This window comes from Campylobacterota bacterium, assembly GCA_020633995.1.
In the GTDB taxonomy this organism is placed as follows: domain Bacteria; phylum Babelota; class Babeliae; order Babelales; family RVW-14; genus JACKCO01.
This window is the reverse complement of record JACKCO010000003.1, coordinates 106,792-127,240: the sequence shown is the minus strand read 5'-3', so window position 1 is coordinate 127,240 and position 20,449 is coordinate 106,792. Positions and strand designations below refer to the sequence as shown.

Below are 20,449 nucleotides of genomic sequence, written 5' to 3'. Positions count from 1 at the left end.
GGACTCGGGGATGACAATTTTGTTGTTGGATTTGAGTTAACAACGAGCACCTCAAAAAACACTTTGGACAGTAGTGAATTCGCCAACTCTTATCCCGGCCTCAACACGCGTCATCCCGGCCTGTGAGCCGGGATCCAGAATTTGTTCTTCATTTTTTCAAAAAACCCAACTAAAAAAGCATTTATTTTAAAAGAACATTTTTTTTGATATTGTTGAGCAAGCATTTTTTTCCATTTTTATAAACGAAAGGTTTTTGATGAGTAAAATGTTTTTTAAATCGTTACTTCTTGTGCTGAGTGTTGGGCTGACTGTGCAGGGTGACGCCAAGATTACGATGCCAAGTGTTAGTGACAACTGGAAAGTGTCAACCAAGGCAGAAAAAGCACAGTGTGTGTTTGCAGGAGTAGAAACACTTGCAGATTTGTTTGTAACTGTGCAAAAAGGGAGTGGTTCAACCAAGGCACAGTATGCACGTTGCGCAGTGCGTGATGCTGCACGTGTGACAGGCCATGCTGTTAAAGCATACAACAGCTGGTACGCGCAAGATCGCAACGCAAACAAAATTCAAGAAGGACTGTTGTTTGGCTATGATGCAATGCAACTGTTTACCAACGGGCTGCATGCGCTTTCAACGAGTGATCATGCGTTTGAAAAAAAATTAATGGATCCACAATTTGCCAGCGGTGCACAGATGCATGACTATGTGCTTTCATGCGTGGCAGGTGCTGTGGCAATGTGTGAGGCACTTGCAATTCATCCAGAAACTGACGCACAAACACGTGCTGCGCTGCAAAATGCATACGTGCTTGCGCGTGCATTGCGTGAGGCGAGTGATTATCGCACGGACATGCGTTACTTGCTGGGTGTTGGCGTGTTGTTGGTGGCAAACGTTGCATCTTGGTATCAAGCAGTGACGGGTGATCATGACCACAGCGTGATGGGTGAGTTAGACAAGATGCTTAACCAACAAGATGTTGACGGTAAAAAACTTGATCGTTTGGTTGCCCAGGCCGAGCGATTTAACATTGATCTGAAAGCAGTAGATGAACAAGGAAAAAATTTACTTGACCGAGCCGCTGTAGTTGGCCAACCAGCTGTCGTTAAAAAATGCAGAGCTGCAGGCATGACGCTTTCCGATGAACTAGCAACACTCAATGATGTGTGCAAACTTGATGCAGGCAAGCGTGATGAAATGATCACCGAGCTTGGCATGGACGTGAGTAAGGATACGTTGGAGAAAGAAGACAAAGATGGAATGTGCATGATCGATCGAGCAGCACAAGCTGGGTATTCCCACTGTGTAGCGTATTTGCTAGAGCAAAATGATGCGCAAGGTAAGTTGATCCATGATGCTGATTGGGTGATTTACAATGAGGGTGATGACGACGATGATGAAGATGACGATGAATACCATTCAACACTTCAGCATGCCATCAAAAATAAAAAAACCGCAGTGGTTGAAGCGATTGTCAAGTTTGCCGTTGGTCGTGGTCAGGTTACAACGACACCAGAAGATGAATACTCAGAAATCGAGACCGTAGACAACGAGCACTTACAAGCGCTTAAGGCAAGCGAAGATGCACTGCTTGCGCTTGCTGAGCAAAATGATGATGTTGCTACCGGTGCTGCACTGCTTGGTTTCATGACCAAAGATGAATTGGAAACAAAGGGGCAGTATAATGATTTGACTCCTCTGCTCCAAGCACAACGTGATCGCAACTACTTCAAGATGTGCTGTCTGCTTAAGCGAGGCAAAGACGTAGGAGCAGCCGATGAACATGAGGGCCTTCTAGAGACATTGTATGACAGCCCTGATGCTGTTGACATGCTTGCACGCCATGGTCTTGTCGATTTACAAATGTTGCAGCACAAAGCTGACGAGAAAGATACGACGCTTACGCAAGCATGTGCAATGTTGGCTGAACGAGGTCAAGAAAAACAACTTGCTGTCATTGCAAAAAATGCAGATCAAGCAACAAAATACTTTTTGCAAAGTGAGTTTGAGCAGTGGTTTGGTCAAGCTCATCATGGTGACGTTGCAGGCTTGACTGCTGATCATTTTGAGCTTGCAAAAGCAGTGGGAGCTGACAGTGTTCTCGACAAAGCAAATGATATGATTGACAAGGTTGAAAATGCAACACAGTACAATCAAAATGAATATGGCGATAAAGTTAAAGGTGTGCCAACTCGGGGTCAGATTGAAGAAGCACTTTTGGTTGCGGTTAATTCCAACCAAACTGATAGACTTGACGTGTTGCTTAAAAAATCGTTGTCAGCACATGAAGGTGGTGGAGAGCAACTTGATGTTAGGACGATTGATTGTGGAGATATGATTACTGCTGCCGCAGAAAGTGGCCTTATTGATGTTGTGCTGACATTTGCTAAAAATGAAGTTCAGTGTGATTACGCAAATACTGTACATAGATTCATTACTGCAAAACACTTTGACCAAGCAAAAAAAATGTTGACTGCTAAAAATGGCGATCAGTACATAATCCCTGACGAGCAGCTGCAGAACGGACGGTATTTTGAGCATGCTTTGACATTAATAGGTCAAGATGATGGTGGCCAAGCTACTGCACGCGCTGTGCATCAAGCTTTTGTCGAGCGTGGTGTGTACGCGACGGTTGGTCGCGATGACCAGAAAACGCATTTATTTGATGCGTTGTGTGATCAATATAATTTAAATAGTCACAACTCCGAGGCTGCAAAGCAAGCCTACGACGATCTGGCTCGCAGCCTGCTTGAAAAGGTTGAGAATGGCTGGAAGCTGAAGGAGACTGAGGAAATAATTCAAGTTCCTGACGAAGAAGCGGGAGAAGCACAAGGTGGTAAGTTTTCTGAAATGCGTCACGTAGTTGCGGCGCGTAAGCAAGCTCAAGAGCAAGTAAAAAACCAAGCAGTACTTAGCGCAACGACGGTTAACGCGTTTGCTGGGGCCTTGAGAGCATCTGGAAAGAGCGTACAGCAACTGCTACAACAAGATCACACCAATGCTTTGCACCAAAAGCTTAAAGGTTTTGTACAGCAAGCGGTGACAAGTGGTAATGCTGCAGAGCTTAGCACGTTGTTTACTCAAGGTGTGCCGGTCGTGCTGAATAATCAAAAACAAGGTAATGCGTTGGTTATATGTCATGCGCTTGGAGATGTGATTCGAGAAGCAGACGAAAATAATGGCCAGCTTATTGATCTCGTTTTGCGCTATGCTCAGCCTAACGATTTTACAGGATGGAATTTCAATAACGGCTTGAATATCCTCCAGCTTGCATTTGCTCAGAAAAAATATGGCTTTGCGCATAAAATTGTCCATAGGATGATAAATAATGGGTACCTTGCCAAGACATTGATAGACAATGATGATAATAAGCAAGATAAAAATATCTTTGAATTTATACGAGCAGAATGGTCAAAGCCTGATCTTGACCCTGATGTGAAAAATCAGCTTGCGCTCATGGGTAAAGCGTGCTTGGATCAAAAAGAAGTAGGTGATGATAAGCCGTGGTATATCAAGGTTACATCACAAAAACCAAGAGAACATGCATTTTATGTTACAAAAGAGCCTATCAATCAAGCAGAAGGCTCTTTTGAAAAGGCCTGTGTTGATGCGAAGGTTCCTGTAGCAGAAGAAAAAGAAGAAGAAGGCGATATGGGCCTTGGTTTATTTGACTAGTCCACATCAGGAGCAAATAAAAGAAAGAGAGGCGGTGACGAAATGTTGCCGCCTCTCTTTTTGCTTTTTAGTCAAACTTGTCATGCTCTGACCTGTCCTCTGGCTTGACAAGGGGATTGACCAGAGGATCTAGATTCCCGATCAGAGTCGGGAATGACAAATTTTTTGTTGGATTTGAGTTAACAACGAGCACCTCAAAAACACTTTTGATAGTACTGAACCTGCCAACTCTTATCCCGGCCTTGCCAACTCGTCATCCCGGCCTCCGAGCCGGGATCCATGGTAATACTTGGGTAAAAAACATAAGTTTTATTTTTTAGGAATGGACTCCGGATCAAGCCCGGAGTGACGAGCCTACAGGGGGGCATCCAGGCCTTTCCAACTTGTCATCCCGGCCTCCGAGCCGGGATCCATGGTAATACTTGAGTAAAAAACATAGGTTTTATCTTTAGGAATGGACTCCGGATCAAGCCCGGAGCGACGAGCCTACAGGGGGGCATCCTCTGACCTGTCCTCTTGCTTGACAAGGGGATTGACCAGAGGATCTAAATTCCTTTAAAATAAAATAATTCTTGTGCATATTGCGAAATTGATTCTGCTTTTAGGCAAAGGAGCGTTATTCATGGTATCGAATGAAATGATTGAAGCAGTAACAAAAAAACTTGTTTCGGCATATAATCCCATCACGATATACCTTTTTGGCTCACACGCGTGGGGTCAGCCCGACGCAGGAAGTGACCTAGACTTACTTATTGTGATTGATCAGTCAGACCAAAAAATACACAGAAGAGGTGATGCGGGTGCAGAAGCCTTATGGGAATTAAAAGTCCCAAAAGATCTTTTAATTTATACCAAAGATGAGTTTGCAAAAACAACTGCAGATTCTTCAACGTTGTGTTACAAGATAAAAAAAGAGGGAAAGGTTCTCTATGCCAGGGCATAAAGATTGGTTTGCTAAGGCACAAAGTGACTTAAAAATGGCACACAAGGGCCTAAGAGACGATGATGATACACTTGATTGCGTTGCCTATCACACTCATCAATGCGCAGAAAAAGTTCTGAAGGGATTTTTAATTTTTAAAGGAAACCCACTAGAGCGTACTCATGATTTAGAATATCTACTAAAGATTTGTTGTGAATCAGATGCTGACTTTCTGGCACTAAAAGATGATGTAAAAAAGCTTAATCCATTTGCGATACATTCTCGTTACCCAGATGATTATTTTGATATCGACAGAGGAGAAGCAGAGGATGCAATCGAAACAGCAAAAAGAGTCTTTGATTTTATTCAGATGAAGATGAAAAATTCTATCTAAACATGGTTACACCTTTCTGTGCGACCTGTTCTACTGGTTGTCCTCTGGCTTGACAAGGGGATTGACCAGAGGATCTAGATTCCCGATCAGAGTCGGGAATGACAAATTTTTTTTTGTAAGCAAACTTGCTAATCGTAGCAACCTTCGAGCCTGCCCCCTTGCTTGACCAGGGGGTCATCCCGGCCCCGCCAACTCGTCATCCCGGCCTCCGAGCCGGGATCCAGAACTTGTTCTTCATTTTTTCAAAAAAATCTAAGCGAAAATCATTTATTTTATAAGAACATTTTTTTTTGATATTGTTAGCAGGCATTTTTTCCATTTTTATAAGCGAAAGGTTTTTGATGAGTAAAATGTTTTTTAAATCGTTACTTCTTGTGCTGAGTGTTGGGCTGAGTACACAAAGTAACGCTAAAGTGAGCTTGCCAAGTGTTAGTGACAACTGGAAAGTGTCAACCAAGGCAGAAAAAGCACAGTGTGTGTTTGCAGGAGTGGAAACATTTGCAGATTTGTTTGTAACTGCGCAAAAAGGGAGTGGTTCAACCAAAGCACAGTACGCACGTTGCGCAGTGCGTGATGCTGCACGTGTGACAGGCCATGCTGTTAAAGCATACAACAGCTGGTACGAGCAAGACCGTGACGCAAACAAAATTCAAGAAGGACTGTTGTTTGGCTATGATGCGATGCAACTGTTTACCAACGGGCTGCATGCACTCTCAACAGAGGATCACACGTTTGAAAAAAAGCTAGTAGATCAACAATGTGCCAGCCCTTCACAGTTGCAAGACTACGTGCTTTCATGCGTGGCAGGTGCTGTGGCAATGTGTGAGGCACTTGCAATTCACCCAGAAACTGACGCACAAACACGTGCTGCGCTGCAAAATGCATACGTGCTCGCACGTGCATTGCGTGAGGCGAGTGATTATCGCACTGACATGCGTTACTTGCTGGGTGTTGGCGTGTTGCTGGTGGCAAACGTTGCATCTTGGTATCAAACCGTGACGGGCGATTATGATTATAGTGTTGTGGATGAGTTAAACAAAATGCTCGATCAACAAAACGTTGATGCTAAAAAACTAGATTATTTGCTTGCACAGGCTGAGCGTTTTAAAATCAGCCTAGATAAAGATCTATCAGCAAAAGGGCAGAGCAAAAAATTGCTCGAGCATGCTTTTGACCTTGGCCAAGATGCGGTTGTTAAAAAATGTATTGATGTGAATGATGATTTACTTTTTACTGAATTTAAGAGGGAAAAAAACATACTTTTGTATGCTGCAAAGAACGGTAATGCTCCATTGGTTGACTACCTCATAAATCTATGGGATGTGCAAAATGATGAGACTCGGTATGGGGAAAATCATTTAGCTCATGCATGTCATATTGCGGTGGATAATAGACAAGCGTCAGTTGTTGAAAAAATTGTTGATCTTGCGTATAAAACAATTCCTGCTGAGAAGCGAGAAAACTACAAAGACCGTGTTGCGCAGCTATTGGGTATTGCCAAAAAAAATGACGATGTTGCTACCGGTGCCGCATTGCTCAAATATGAAACCTCGGAAATGGGCTGGCAGCACATTCCATATCTTCTTGGTGTGCAAGGTCAAAAAGATCATTTCAGAATGTGCTGTTTGACCTTGCGTGATGGCAGTCAGGATGCTGATAAGAGCTTACTCTATTTTTTATGTGCGAATTATGACAAACACAAAGATGGCATTGAGATGCTTGTGCGTCATAATCTTGTTACACAAGAGATGTTATGTGAGAAAAGTGGCCAGCAAACAGTAACATGTGCGCGATACATGCTTAATAGGCATATGGAAAAATACCTTGCAGCGATTGCAAAAAATGCAGACCAGCAAACAAAAGACTTTTTACGCGGTGAGTTTGGTGCCTGGTATATTACGATAAATGATTACGCTAGCTTAAGTCTTGAGTATAAAGAGCTGGCACAAACGGTTGGTTATAATTTTTCAACTCCTTTACCTAAAATCAAATCCTAAAGAGTAAACGAATAAACTTTGTACCAGGGCTATGATTGGCTAATTTTTTTTGAAATACGCTATGTAACACATCATACCGGTACCAAGCCTGCCCTCTTGCTTGACAAGGGGATTGACCAGAGGATCTAAATTTCTTGCCCGAGAAGAAAACACAGTTTTCATTCATTTGACGTTGGTTTAAGATATTTTTCAAGTAATACCCCTGCATCTTGGTAGCCAATGGTTGCCCAGTTGTCCCAGGTGCGTGACTGCTGGCCTCCATAGACAATAAAATTTGTGCCAAGGTCAAGATTATTTTTTTGTGCAAGTTGGCTCCATTCTTTGAGGTTTGTAAAAAAGTCACTTGCTATTGTTTTGCCTGATTTTATTTCTACGGGAAAGATTGTTCTTTCTTCTTCGATGATGCAGTCAACCTCAAGCCTGCCGTTTTTGTCTCGCCAAAAATATACAGGTGGTTGTTTGCCAACTGTGTAGTACTGCTTGTATAGGTCTGCGATAATAAAATTTTCAAACATATTGCCATAGAGGCGGTCAACGCCAAGGCGATCTGCCGATGTTATATCCAAGAGGCTGCATGCAATGCCTGTATCAAAAAAGTATAATTTAGGAGCGCTTGTTTGGCGCTTGTTAAAATTATTGAAGTAGGGTTGTAAGAGAAAAATGATGTAGCTTGCCTGCAAAATTGAGAGCCAACGTTGTGCTGTTGGTGTACTGATGCCACATACGCCTGCTATTTCTGACATATTGAGAATTTGACCAATGCGACCAGCACAAAGTTTTATAAATTTTATAAAAGCATTGAGATCACCAACATGTGAAAGCTGGCGAACATCGCGCTGTACATATGTTTGAATGTATGAAGGGTAGAGTTGTGAAGGTGAAAATGATTCGTCGTAAATTCGTGGATAGAAGCCGTTAATGATTGTTTGATTGACGTCGGGTGTGAGTAGGTTATTTGAATTCAACTCATGCAGCGAGAGGGGGAGCAATGTTAAAATGCCAACACGTCCAGCAAGAGATTGGCTGATTGCTTGATTCATTAAAAAATTTTGAGACCCAGTTAAAACAAAGTAGCCAGGGCGTTTTTTTTGATCAACAATAATCTGAATTTGGGACAGAATGTCTGGTACATTTTGAAACTCATCAATAATGATGCCATGCTCGTTTTCGTGCATGGCCAAAAAATTTTGTGGGTCTTCAAGCGCGAGTTCCCGTGTTTTGAGGTCTTCAAGCGAAACATAGGTGTAGTTGTTAAATGTTGCTTGAGCAAGTGTTGTCTTGCCAGATTGTCGCGGCCCCAAAATGGCGACGACTGGAAATTTTGTATACTCTAACAGAATTTTTTCTAAGTCTCGTTTAAACATGATTACACCTTTCTGTGCTAATTTAATACTTAATATTAAATTAGCACAAGTACGCCTAAAGGTGCAAGTATTGAGGGCTTTTCTGCAAATAAAAAAGGCGGGGATTTCGGTCCCCGCCTTATAACCTAAAAGCATCGGTCTTTAACGACCTTTGCTTTCAAGATAATCTTGATATTTTGCTCGCTGCTCGGTTCGTCTGTCTTTGCGTGCTGTGCTTGTACGTGTAGCACGTTCTGCTCGACGGTCACGGCGGCTGCTCATGCCTGCGCCAGAGCGCGCTCCTCGTGTTCTGCCAGTTCCTTTGCGGCCATATTTACGTTCGATGGTTCGTGTTCTGCCAGGACGGCGACGTTCACGACGAACAAGTGGTTGTGTAGCATCGCGATCTTTTTCTTCAGCAATTATTCTGATCGCTGGCCCTTCGCCTGAAATAACTGGTTTTGCAACGCTTACTTGTTGGCCCTCTGGCTCATCAACGTCTGGTGTTTCATCTTGGCCGTAGAGTGATTTTACAAACCAATGGCTTTCTTGATCACCCATTGAGATGACGTGCCCCATGCTTCCATCACCTGTTTGGTAGACGGTGTTTGGAACCCAAGTCAAAAACATTTTTCCAGAGGTGGTTTTAGAGTCTTCATTTTTGCTGCTTGCTACGTGGTAGAGTGAAAAATTATCGTGTGTTGTCAGTGCGCTGCCTGCAGCTGCTGGTGTGTGTGCCATACCGTCTTTGCTCATCAACACCATCCAGTCACACGCCTTGCTGCTACCTGCTGCGCATGAAACTTCTGGACCAAACTCGTCTGGGCTGCTTACATTAAGATTGGCGGTTAAGAACGCGTTAGAATCGTACGGCTCAAGGCGAATAATGTGGCCATGCTTGACTGGCTCACCTTTTTGATAGTCAGCGGCACTGCCGTGTGGGCCATGCACAACAAATGAGTGCATGTTGTCGCTGCCGTCCAGTCCAAACACTTCACGGTTGCCAGAATCAAATGTTTTTTTGCTACTTCCATCAAGTTGCACCTTGCAGTAGGCATGACGGATATTGATTACATCGCCATATTTGATGGTTTGCTGTGGATGAGTTTGCTTGTTATAGCTTGCGATAACTGGCATTGCCGGCTGCGTCAGGGCAGCGTGCGCAGCTGTTGACAGGCACAGCAGCATGCTGAGCAGATGGACAATGCTTTTTGTTAAGCGAGAGTAGTTCATAACGTTCCCCTTTTTTATTTATTATTTTTCATAACGTGCGCTGCGGCGTGAAGTACGAGTTGTTCTACGTCCCGCACGTTCACGACCACGGCTTGCTCGTGTGCTGCGTGTGGTTCTTGTTCTTGCGCCTCTTGTGCTGCGTTCTGTGCGTGGTGCTCTTGCTTGGCGTGTTGTGCCTCTTGTACGTCGTGTACGAGCCGTTCGTGTTCTGCGAGTTCTTACGCTTTGTACATCGGTTGTGTCTTCTTCTTCGTCTTCTTTATCTTTATCTTTGTCGCCTTCTTCCTGTTTTTTAACATCTTCTTTGTCAGCGGTGACCTTTTTCGGTGGTGTTGTTGCAATTGCCATCTTCTTTTCTTTAGGGGTGTCTTTGTGGAATGCGCTTACAAACCAATGACTTTCATGTCCGGTGAGCGCAAGTTCAAATTGATCGTGGCGTTTTGGACTAGTTTTTTCGTTGGTGGTCCAAACATCAAACATTTGATTTGGTCCGCCCCAGGTTAAAAAGCGTTTGCCAGAAACAGTGCTGACCGCTTTGTTGTCACTGGTGTTGTGGTGGTAAAAATTGATACTGTCGCGAGTTGTCCACTCGGTATCTGACTTTGCAGGATTACCGATTTGGTCATCATCCATTACCATCAGAACCCAGTTGTCATTGCTGTCACCTTTGCCATCGCTGCCAAACAAAGTTATTTCATAACCAATGTCGTTAGGGCTTTGGTGCGAGGCATGTGAGTGGAGATTCATTTTAGAAATTTTGTGTTCAAGGCGAATAATGTCACCGCTCTTGACGGGACCTTCTTTATCATCTTGGCCATCTGCGCCCTTGACGATGAAGAAGTTTTCTTCTTGGCCTGGAGCTGTCCAGCCCTGGACCTGTACCTGGCCAGAACCGCCTTCGTTGTTGTACTTAAATGCATTGTTGGCGTGGATTTGAACGTTACCATAGACGTGGTTAAGTTCGATGATGTCACCATAGTTGATGGTGTGTTTTTGTTGCGTATTTTTTAGCAATTGTTTTGATGCAACGCTGTGTGTTAGCGCGAAATAGTCCATGTCAAGCGCTTGTGTATCTTCTGTTGCTTTTTCTACAACTTTTTCTTCGACGTCTTTTTTAGGTTCGTCTTTTTTCTCTTCTTTGGCCATAGTTGTTTCAGCAGGATTGATCGGATAGAAAATGAATGGTTTATCACTGTCTGCTCGTAGATGTACGTCGAGTATTTGCCCAACATCGTCGTGATTTCTTAGTCGTAAGTGGATGGCAAGTTTTTTACTACTTGAGTCGGTGTCATTGAATGCCTTTTTAATGTCAGGCATGTAAATGAAGCCAAATTCTTTTATATTTTCTTTTATTTTGTCGATAACGACATTGGTTTCATTCCCGTACCATGCATGTACAGCTTCCATTTCTGCAGGAGGCATAATGTCTGGAAAGCCTGAAGGAAGTTTTCTATCTTTAGGATCTTTTTCTCGATTGAGCGATTTGCCAGAAACATTTGAAACAATGTTTGCAAGGTGAGAATCTGCCCATTCAGGGGTTCTGAAGTGAAAATTGTGACCAGCTTCAGTCTGGAGATGATAGGCGGTTACTTTTACTTTGTTTGGAATCGGGTCCTTGCCATAATATTTGTTCATATCCGCAGGAAAGCTTAAGTAGCCATCTTTGTTGAGCTGCTCAGCAAGTTTTGTTGTGACGTCGATGGTTTCATTGCCATCAAAGCCATACCACGCGTGAACTACTTTAAAGTTAGCTGCGTTTACTGATGAACATGCAAGTCCCATCAGGATAAGCGTGCTCGCTAAATAGCGTTTAAAAAGTGAACCGTTCATTATCAAATCCCCCTGGTTTTTTGTTATAGAAGGGGAGCATTGCTCCCCTCTTTATTTATCCTTCGTAACGCGCACTGCGGCGTGAAGTACGAGTTGTTCTACGTCCTGCACGTTCACGGCCACGGCTTGTTCGTGTGCTGCGTGTAGCTCTTGTTCTTGTGGTTCGAGTTCCTCGTGCTCCGCGTTCTGGACGTGATGTTCTTGACCGACGAGTTGTACCTCTTGTACCGCGTGTACGAGCCGTTCGTGTTCTGCGAGTTCTTACGCTTCGTGCGTCAGCGACTACTTCCTCTTCTTCGTCTTCTTTATCTTTGTCTTTGTCACCTTCTTCTTGTTTTTTCACATCTTCTTTGTCTGCAGTTACTGTTTTAGGTGGCTCGGTTGCGATAGCCATTTCTTTTTCTTTGGGGGTGTCTTTGTGGAATGCGCTTACAAACCAATGACTTTCATGCTCTGTACCAGCAAGCTCAAATTGGTCATGGCGTTTTGGGCTATTTTTGTCGTTGGTAGTCCAAACATCAAACATTTGTTTTGGTCCACCCCAGGTCAAGAATCGCTTGCCTGAAACATTACCCACAGATTTATTGTCACTCGAGTTGTGGTGATAAAGGTTGACACTGTCACGTGTTGTCCATTCGGTGTCTGATTTGGCAGGATTACCAAACTGGTCATCGTCCATTACCATCAGAACCCAGTTGTCATTACTGTCACCTTTTCCGTTGCTGCCAAACAGCGTAATTTCATAACCGAAGCCATTAGGGCTTTGGTGTGAAGCATGTGAGTGGAGATTCATTTTAGAAACTTTGTGTTCAAGGCGGATAATGTCACCGCTCTTGACGGGACCTTCTTTATCATCTTGACCATCTGCGCCTTTGACGATGAAGAAGTTTTCTTCTTGGCCTGGAGCTGTCCAGCCCTGGACTTGTACCTGGCCAGAACCGCCTTCGTTGTTGTACTTAAATGCGTTGTTGGCGTGGATTTGAACGTTACCATAGACGTGGTTAAGTTCGATGATGTCACCATAGTTGATGGTGTGTTTTTGTTGCGTATTTTTAAGACGTTGCTTTGCCATTACATTTTTGGTCAGAGCAAAAAACTCCATGTCGAGTTGGTCATCGTCCTCTTTATCTTCTTTTTTGGACTCTTCTTTTGCTTCTTCTTTCTTGTTCTCTTTTTGCTCAGCTGAGGCTACTTCTTGAATGTCTTTGACGTAAAACCATTGAGAAGGGGTGTCTTCTTCTTTTGCACTGACAACATTTTGAAAATCTTGTCCTGGTGCATCGGTTCCTTTGCGGACGTCAAATGTTGAGCCTGGAATGTTTAAAAAGACGCTTTTTTTAGTTGCCTTGTGTTTGAAGTTGACACTGTCATCGGTTTCCCATTCTCCGTCAGATTTGCCACGAATGACAAGAACCCAATTATCATTTGCATCGTCTGGGTCGTAGCAGGTTACTTCTTGTCCTTCGTTGTTTGGAGCAGGGTGCCCATAGACGTTTATGTCATGAGAGTGAAGTTCTTTGCCTGTTTCCTTGTGTCTGAGTCTGAGTGTATCACCAGCTTTGACTGCTTCACCTTTTTTATAATCGTCTGAGCGGCCGTGTTCTGGCATCACGATAAACCAGTCGTTATCATCTTGCGCTTTCCATGCGCTCACCTGTTGTTGCCCGGAAGTCTTTTCATGAGAAAAATTTTTTCCCCATGAATGGAGCTGAAAATCCTGGCCATTCACATCAGCTGTCAGGCGAATGGTATCGCCAAACTTGACCGTTGCCGCGTTAGCTTGTGCAAAACCAATAATTGCAAGTAATGCAAGCAGCAGCCGTACAGATCTATGCGAAAATGTTAATGCATTTTTCATGATTGCTCTCTCCTGTTTACTTTTGTTTTTTTAATAACCTTTTACTTAATCTCTTAATCTGCCGCGACGATCACGTGCTGACGTTTCTCTGCTGCGTTGTCCACGTCTACCACGAACTGAGCGGCTTTCACGTCTGCTTGTTCCGCGAGCACCACGTTCACGACGTCTACCACGAGATCTTGTACCGCGGTCACGTACTTGTCTGCTACGAGCTGAACGAGCTTGGTCGTCAACCTCAGCCACCTCGCCTCTACGACGTCGTGTTCTGCTGCGACGCACAACGCGACGTGGGTCGACTTTTTCGTCTCCCTTACGCTCTTTGTCAGCTTCTTTCTTTTCATCTTGGGTTACTTTTTTCGGTGGAACTGCTGCAGTGGTCATTGTTTTCTTTTCTGGGCTGTCTTTGTGGAATGCGCTTACAAACCAATGACTTTCACGATCAGTGCCAGCAAGTTCGTACTGTAAGTGTGACTTTGTGCTGTCCTTATCGTTAGTTTTCCAGACGTCAAACATTTGTTTTTGTCCACCCCAGGTCAAGAAGCTCTTATTCGAGACATTGCTTGCGTTTTTGTCTGTGCTGGTGTTGTGGTGGAAGAAGTTAACGCTATCACGCGTCGTCCACTCTGTGCCAATTTTTGATGGGTTACCAAATTGATCATCATCCATGACCATAACAACCCAGTTGTCATTGCTATCACCCTTACTGTCACTGCCAAACAAGGTAACTTCGGCTCCAAAATCGTTAGGGCTTTGGTGAGAAGCATGTGAGTGAAGGTTCATCTTAGATACTTTGTGTTCAAGGCGAATTGTGTCGCCGCTCTTGACGGGACCTTCTTTATCATCTTGGCCGTCTGGGCCTTTGACGATGAAGAAGTTGCTTTCGTCGCCAGGAACCGACCAGCCTTGAACTTGAACTTGTCCTGAGCCACCTTCATTGTTGTATTTGAAGGCGTTGTTAGCGTGAATTTGAACGTTACCATACACGTGGTTAAGTTCGATGATGTCGCCATAGTTAATGGTATGTTTTTGCTGAGTATTTTTAATCAGCTGTTTAAAGAAGTTGCTACGTGTGTAATTAAAGAAGGTTTGATCAAGAGGATCTGCTTTAACAGCTTCTTTTACTTCTTCTTTGGCTTCTTCTTTTTCTTGGGCAGCACCAACTATTTTGATGTCTTGAAATTTAACAACGTTGTTCCAGCCACCCAGTCCGATGTACTGAATGTCTTCAAACGGTGTGTCATCTTTAACATCTATGAAGGTGTTTTCGCCAATTGTGCTGCCTCGTCCTGCGGTAATCTTGCCATTGTCATAGCTGACCCAGTACTCATGCATGACAGGCTTGTCACTTTTGCCTAGGCCGCTTTCAATGAGTGCATCAACGGCTTTGCTCTGAAACATAAACTCTTGTTTGTTTTGTGCTCGAGCCTCTGGTTCATAGACAACTGTTTGTGTATTTTCCCAGCCACCGATAACAAGCTCATACATTTTGCCTTTTTCATCAACCTGGTTTGGTGCTAGGTTGACGTGAACGTCTTTGTAGCAAAGTGCTTTGAATATTACAGAGCCCTTACCTTTTTCTGGTAACTTCCATGTTGAATGATATGTTTTGACGTCAAGACCTTGTATGTCAGGGGCATAGGTAAATTTGGTTGCGTCTTGCTCTTGTTTTTCCCATGCTGGATTTTTAGGATCACCGCTGAAGGAAACAAAAAACTCATTTGCTGCATTTTTTCCGTAGACCGTGCCAAATGGTGTGATAAAGATTGATTTTAATTTACCTTGTACGTGTATCCATGCGGTGCCTTCTGGTTTGCTTGCGCTGATGCCATCGCGGTAGAAAATGTCGTCATTTTCATTAACACCCCACAAGATGCCTTTTTTACCGACCGCTAGTTTTACTAGTCCGCCATCAATCCCCATCCATTTGTCATCTTTTTTACACAAGATATTTGAACCACCAGGTACTTTTTTAGAGCCAAGTGCCCACTCATGTCCCTCTGGGCCCTTAACCACCGTAGTTGGTGTGTCTTGCTTAGTATCAGTAGTTTCAGGTTTTTCCGGAGCTGATGCACGTTGAGTAATATCTTTTACAAACATTGGAGACTGTGAGATAATTCGTGCAACTTCAATAGAGGGTGTTCCTGCTGTAGCTTTTGCAGCAATGATGTATTGCAAGTCTGAGCCACCAAGACCAGTACCTTCGCGTACGTCAAATTTAGGACCTGGGAGGTAGAGGTAGCTGCTGGTATTGACGTGAAAGAGTCTGAAATTGTCAGCTTTGTCCCAGTTTTGTCCTGCACTTTTACCATCGATTAAGACATTCCAGTTATCATTTGAATCTTTACCGTGTTGAAAGAGTGTAACTTCATAGCCATGGTTGCCTGGGCTCATGTGTTGTGTGTGTGAGTGTAGGTTGTGTCCGGTTGCCATATGCTTAAGACGTATAGTACTCTCAGCTTTCACTGGCTGGCCAAGCATGTAGTCTTCGTCTGTACCATCTGGGCCTAGTACTTTAAACAGATCATTGTCATCTTGATAAGCCCATGCGCTTACTTGGAACTGGCCTGACGTGCCTGGATGTCTGTATGGTTGATTCCACGCATGTAGGCGAAGATCCAGAGCTCTAAAGTTGATACGTAGTACGTCACCATAGGCAATGGTCGAGTCTGATACCGGCGTTGCTGCTACTGCCGGCATAACCGGTTCGGTTGGCTGCTTTTCTGTGCCATCTAAGTGTTTTGCAGCGTTTTCGGGTGTGGTAGGGTAGATAATAACTTGGTCGGTTCCAATGCTCATAACAAATTTGAAATCTAGAATTTCGTATTTGTTTTCGATGTTTCTCATAAAGATATGGATGTAGACGGCGTGTTCACCTTCGGCTTGAAATGTTTGGTAGTTTTGTTCACCTAAGAAAGCTTTCCAATCAGGAATGTAGATGAAGCCGTATTCTTTAAGAATTTGTTTGAGCTTTGGGATGACATGATTATTGTGAATGTCGTTGATGTGTTGCTTGTCGCTACTGGTGTAAACTCTGCCAAGTTCCATTTCAGCTGGTGCTGGCAATGCTGGAAAATTTGGGGGGATACGTCTGATATCAGGATTGTTGTCGGGGGTCAGTTTGCCGCCGTGGTGTTTAGGGTCTTGTGATGGTTGAGCATAAATAGCATAAAAGTTTGTGTAATGATGTTCAGGGCAGCGCAGATGCAGATCATAGCCATCGTCAAAAATCAAATGGAACGCTGCTGTTTTAACTGTGCCTGGAATCGGGTCTTGCCCAAAGTACTCGTTCATATTTGCGGGGGCTTTCAGGTAATCCTCTTTTTTTACTTGGTTGCTTGCTTTGGAGGTAACATTGATTTTGTTACCTTTATCAAGCCCGTACCACGCGCCAGCAACATCTTTAAAACCATGTCCTGCGTGTGCTGACGAGCATACAAGGCCTAAGGCAAGTATGTTCACAAGCCAGTGTTTGATTGAATGATAGAGTGAATATTTCATGTCTTTTGCTCCCCCTAAGGATTGTTATTTAAATTATTTCCTTTAACTGTTTCTTTCTATCGTGCTCTTCTACTGCTTCGAGTGCGAGCGCTACGGCTACTGCGGCTGCCGCGTTCACGCCTTTGACCACGATCACGCCGGCTACGACGGCTCAGTTTATCTTCCGTGCGGCGTCTTGTTCTGCGTCGTCTTTGTTCGCGTGGTTTCTCAACAACTTTTTCTTCTTCTTTTTTCTTGTCGCCTTCTTTTTCTTTTTCAGCTTCTTTTTTCTCATCAGGTGTTACTTTTGTAGGCTCGGCGGTACTCATTTCTTTCTTTTCAGGGCTGTCTTTATGGAATCCACTAACAAACCAGTGACTTTCTTGTGGCATGCCAGCAAGTTCATATTGCTCGTGTCGTTTTGTGCTGTTTTTGTCGTTGGTTGTCCAAACGTCAAACATTTGGTTTGGTCCGCCCCAAGCAAGAAATCGTTTGCCTGTTGGTGTGTTTGCCTGGTTGTTGTCACTGCTGTTTGCGTGAAATAAGTTGACGCTATCACGAGTTGTCCACTCTGAGCCGATTCGTGCTGGGTTACCAAACTGGTCATCATCCATAAGCATGACAACCCAATTGTCATTGCTGTCACCTTTGCCGTTTTCGCCAAACAACGTAATTTCATAACCAAGTTTGTTTGGGCTTTGATGTGATGCATGTGAGTGAAGATTCATCTTAGATACTTTGTGTTCAAGGCGAATGGTGTCACCACTCTTGACGGGACCTGTTTTATCATCTTGGCCGTCTGGGCCTTTAACAATGAAGTAGTTGCTTTCGTCACCAGGAACTGGCCAGCCTTGTACTTGAACTTGACCTGACCCACCCGTGTTGTTGTATTTAAATGCGTTGTTAGCATGTATTTGTATGTTACCGTACACATGGTTGAGTTCGATGATGTCGCCGTAGTTAATGGTATGTTTTTCTTGTGTGTTTTTGATGAGTTGTTTATAGAAGTTGTCGCGGGTGAGAGCAAAGAACTCTTTATCAAGATCTTTCTTTTCTGCTTTTACTTCTACAACTTCTTTTTCTTCAGGTTTTTGCGGACCAACGATTTTGATCTCGCGGAATTTGACAACTTCGTCCCAGCCGCCAAATCCAACGTAGCGAATATTTTTGTGTGGGCTGTTGTCGTCGGTCTCCATAATGACATTTTCACCAAGTTTATCGCCTTTACCAACGGCAATCTTGCCACCATCGATGGTTATCCAGTAGCCGTGCCATTCTGGTTTGTCGCGTTTACCCATGCCGCTGTCAACCATGGCGTCAATAGCTTTGGTTTTAAACAGGTAATTGTTTGGACCATCTTTAATGACTGACTGGGTATTGTTCCAACCGCCGATAATGATTTCATACATTTTGCCTGGTTCGTCAACCGCACTGCGTGCAAGGTTGATATGAACGTCTTTTACTGTTTGAGCTGCAAAGGTTATGCTGCCTTTATTTTTTTCAGGTAACGCCCAGTCGGTGTCGTACACTTTTGTGTTCATGCCTTGAATGTTTGGAGCATAGGTAACTTGAGTATCGTCTTGGTCTTGTTTTTCCCATGCAGGGTTTTTTGGATTACCACTTGCGGAGACAAAAAATTCATTAGCTTTATTTTTACCGTAGACTGTTGAGCCAAATGGTGTGATATACACTTCTTTGAGCTTGCCTTGAACCTGGCTCCAGCCAGTACCTTCTGGGTTGTCTGAGTTAATGCCATCGCGGTAGAAAATATCATCATTTTCATTGACGCCCCATAGAATGCCCTTTGGCCCAACTGAGAGTTGTACCAGGCCGCCATCAACTTCCATCCATTTGTCATCTTTTTTGCACATGGTGATTGAACCACCAGGAACTTTTTTGGCACCAAGTCCCCATTCATGCCCATCAGGGCCTTTAACGATGGTGACTGGTTTTGCAACGTCTTCTGTTTGCTGAGCAACAGGTGCTTTTTTGGTAATTTCTTTAACAAAAAACTTAGATAGTTGTGTTGGAGCTCCAATTTTTGTAGCTACAATGTGTTGGTAGTCTGTACCTGGAAATCCTGTTCCCTTACGCACATCATACTTTGGGCCTGGAACGTAGAGCGTTGCTTGTGAGTTAACGTGCTTAAGCATGAACCGTGCGTCTTTATTCCAAACGCTGCCAGCTCCTTGACCATCAAGCATGAGCTGCCAGTTGTCATTTGAATCTTTACCGTGTTGATAAAGGGTAACTTCAAAACCATGATTGCCGGGGCTTTGATGCGTGTTATGTGAGTGTAGGTTGTGGCCGGCATCGATTTGATTGAGGCGGATAATGTCGTCAGCTTTTACTGGTTGGCCAAGTTTATAATCATCACTGCTGCCATCTGGGCCCATAATTTTGAAAAGGTCGCTATCATTTTCATGTTGCCATGCACTTACTTGAAATTGGCCGGATGTGCCAGCGTGAGTGAATGGAACGCCCCAGGTATGCAGTTGTAGGTTGTTGCCATCAAATTGTTGGTGTGTTGTGATTCTGACGGTGTCACCATAATTAACGCTGTCGCCCGATGTTACTGGTTTTGTCATTTGAGGTTCACCCGATGGCATTGGGCCTGCGATTGCGATATTTTCATACTCAACAGCTTTGTCCCAACCTGAAAGACCGAAATATTTTATGCCGGTCAAAGGCTTTGGATCGTGCCATAGCCCTTGTGTGTTTTCGCCAACGAGTCTACCGCGACCAAAAGCGAGTAGGCCGTCTTCATAGCTTACCCAGTAGTCTTGCCAGGTGTTTGCAACAACCATAGCATCTGGATTTTCCTCTTTGGTAATTGTACGCCTTGTTCCCCCATTAGTACCGCGTCGTAAGAATGCTTTAGTGTTCCCACCTCCACCGATTACAACGGTATATGCATTGTTTTCATTAGCTGAAAGTTGTGTGGACATCTGAACGATGACGTCATTACTTGTTTTTGCACGAAAGACAATTGAGCCTTTGTCAGTTTCTTGCATGGTCCATTCTGGACGGAAGGTTGCCTCATTCCATCTGCTCGCTTCTGCCGGGCGGTAGGTAAATGAGGTACTACCAGAAACAGGTGATGCCTGAACGTACTCTTCGCCCAACGGCATAATTTGTATGTCGGCATATTCTACCGGATTGTCCCAGCCGCTTAGGCCAAAGTACATAAGCCCTTTGTGTGGGTTGGGGTCAGCACAAGCGACAACAATGTTGTCTCCAACGTTGTCTCCTCGGCCCAGTAGTAAGATTCCTTCATCAATGCTGATCCAGTATGTTTCCCACTTGCCGCGTTGTGTCATTGCTTCTGGGTTTTCATCTCGGGTAACGGTTAACAGTCTTGTGTTATCATCTTCATATGATCGACGAATAACGGTATTAGTATTGTCCCAGCCACCAATGATAAACTGGTAGCCTTGTCCAGGGACAATGCGCAGTTCAGGAGAAAAAATGACATGAATGTCATGTGATGCTACTTTAGCGCGAAACTTAATTGCACCTCGGTCAAGTGCTGGGAGCTTCCAGTTTGCGCGAAACTCTACTTTGTGATGTCCCTGTGAAGGGTTGTAGGTAAAATCACCAGCCTGTGTAACAGACACCATTGGTGAAGAAGCATAGCGACGAGCATGTGCCTTTTCAACACCAAGAATACTACCTGCCAAAAGTGTCAGCAGGACGACAAATTTATATTGTTTCCAGGCATTCAT

General features: G+C 44.0%; 10 protein-coding genes. 4 read left to right on the top strand and 6 right to left on the bottom strand.

Annotated elements, in window-relative coordinates; all coding sequences use genetic code 11:
• Nucleotides 1-256 precede the first annotated feature (256 nt).
• From H6679_00420 to H6679_00405, 4 genes are all read left to right on the top strand, one after another.
• Nucleotides 257-3,670 (top strand): hypothetical protein, encoded by a 3,414-nt coding sequence (locus H6679_00420; GenBank protein ID MCB9492720.1) that lies wholly within the window; start codon nt 257-259, stop codon nt 3,668-3,670.
• Between the two features lie 622 nt (nt 3,671-4,292).
• Entirely contained in the window at nt 4,293-4,613 is a 321-nt protein-coding gene (locus H6679_00415; protein ID MCB9492719.1) for a nucleotidyltransferase domain-containing protein, read from the top strand.
• Complete coding sequence (locus H6679_00410) at nt 4,600-4,986, top strand: HEPN domain-containing protein (GenBank protein ID MCB9492718.1); 387 nt, start codon at nt 4,600-4,602, stop codon at nt 4,984-4,986. Before H6679_00415 ends, H6679_00410 begins: the two co-directional genes overlap by 14 nt.
• Before the next feature lie 341 nt (nt 4,987-5,327).
• Nucleotides 5,328-6,983: a hypothetical protein gene (locus tag H6679_00405; GenBank protein MCB9492717.1), complete on the top strand. Its 1,656-nt coding sequence runs from the start codon at nt 5,328-5,330 to the stop codon at nt 6,981-6,983.
• Between the two features lie 158 nt (nt 6,984-7,141).
• Here the strand turns inward: H6679_00405 and H6679_00400 are convergent, their stop codons facing one another.
• The 6 genes from H6679_00400 to H6679_00375 form a co-directional block, all read right to left on the bottom strand.
• Nucleotides 7,142-8,347: an ATP-binding protein gene (locus H6679_00400; protein MCB9492716.1), complete on the bottom strand. Its 1,206-nt coding sequence runs from the start codon at nt 8,345-8,347 to the stop codon at nt 7,142-7,144.
• A gap of 141 nt (nt 8,348-8,488) precedes the next feature.
• A complete protein-coding gene (locus tag H6679_00395; GenBank protein ID MCB9492715.1) occupies nt 8,489-9,559 on the bottom strand; it encodes a hypothetical protein in 1,071 nt (356 codons plus the stop codon).
• Between the two features lie 21 nt (nt 9,560-9,580).
• The gene (locus H6679_00390) at nt 9,581-11,389 is read right to left on the bottom strand and encodes a hypothetical protein (GenBank protein MCB9492714.1); all 1,809 of its coding nucleotides are present in this window, start codon (nt 11,387-11,389) and stop codon (nt 9,581-9,583) included.
• Between the two features lie 55 nt (nt 11,390-11,444).
• Complete coding sequence (locus H6679_00385; protein ID MCB9492713.1) at nt 11,445-13,247, bottom strand: hypothetical protein; 1,803 nt, start codon at nt 13,245-13,247, stop codon at nt 11,445-11,447.
• 45 nt (nt 13,248-13,292) lie between these two features.
• Nucleotides 13,293-16,745, bottom strand: a complete 3,453-nt coding sequence (locus H6679_00380; protein ID MCB9492712.1) for a hypothetical protein — start codon at nt 16,743-16,745, stop codon at nt 13,293-13,295.
• A 56-nt stretch (nt 16,746-16,801) separates the two neighbouring features.
• Nucleotides 16,802-20,449, bottom strand: coding sequence for a hypothetical protein (locus H6679_00375; GenBank protein ID MCB9492711.1), 3,648 nt, complete (start codon nt 20,447-20,449; stop codon nt 16,802-16,804).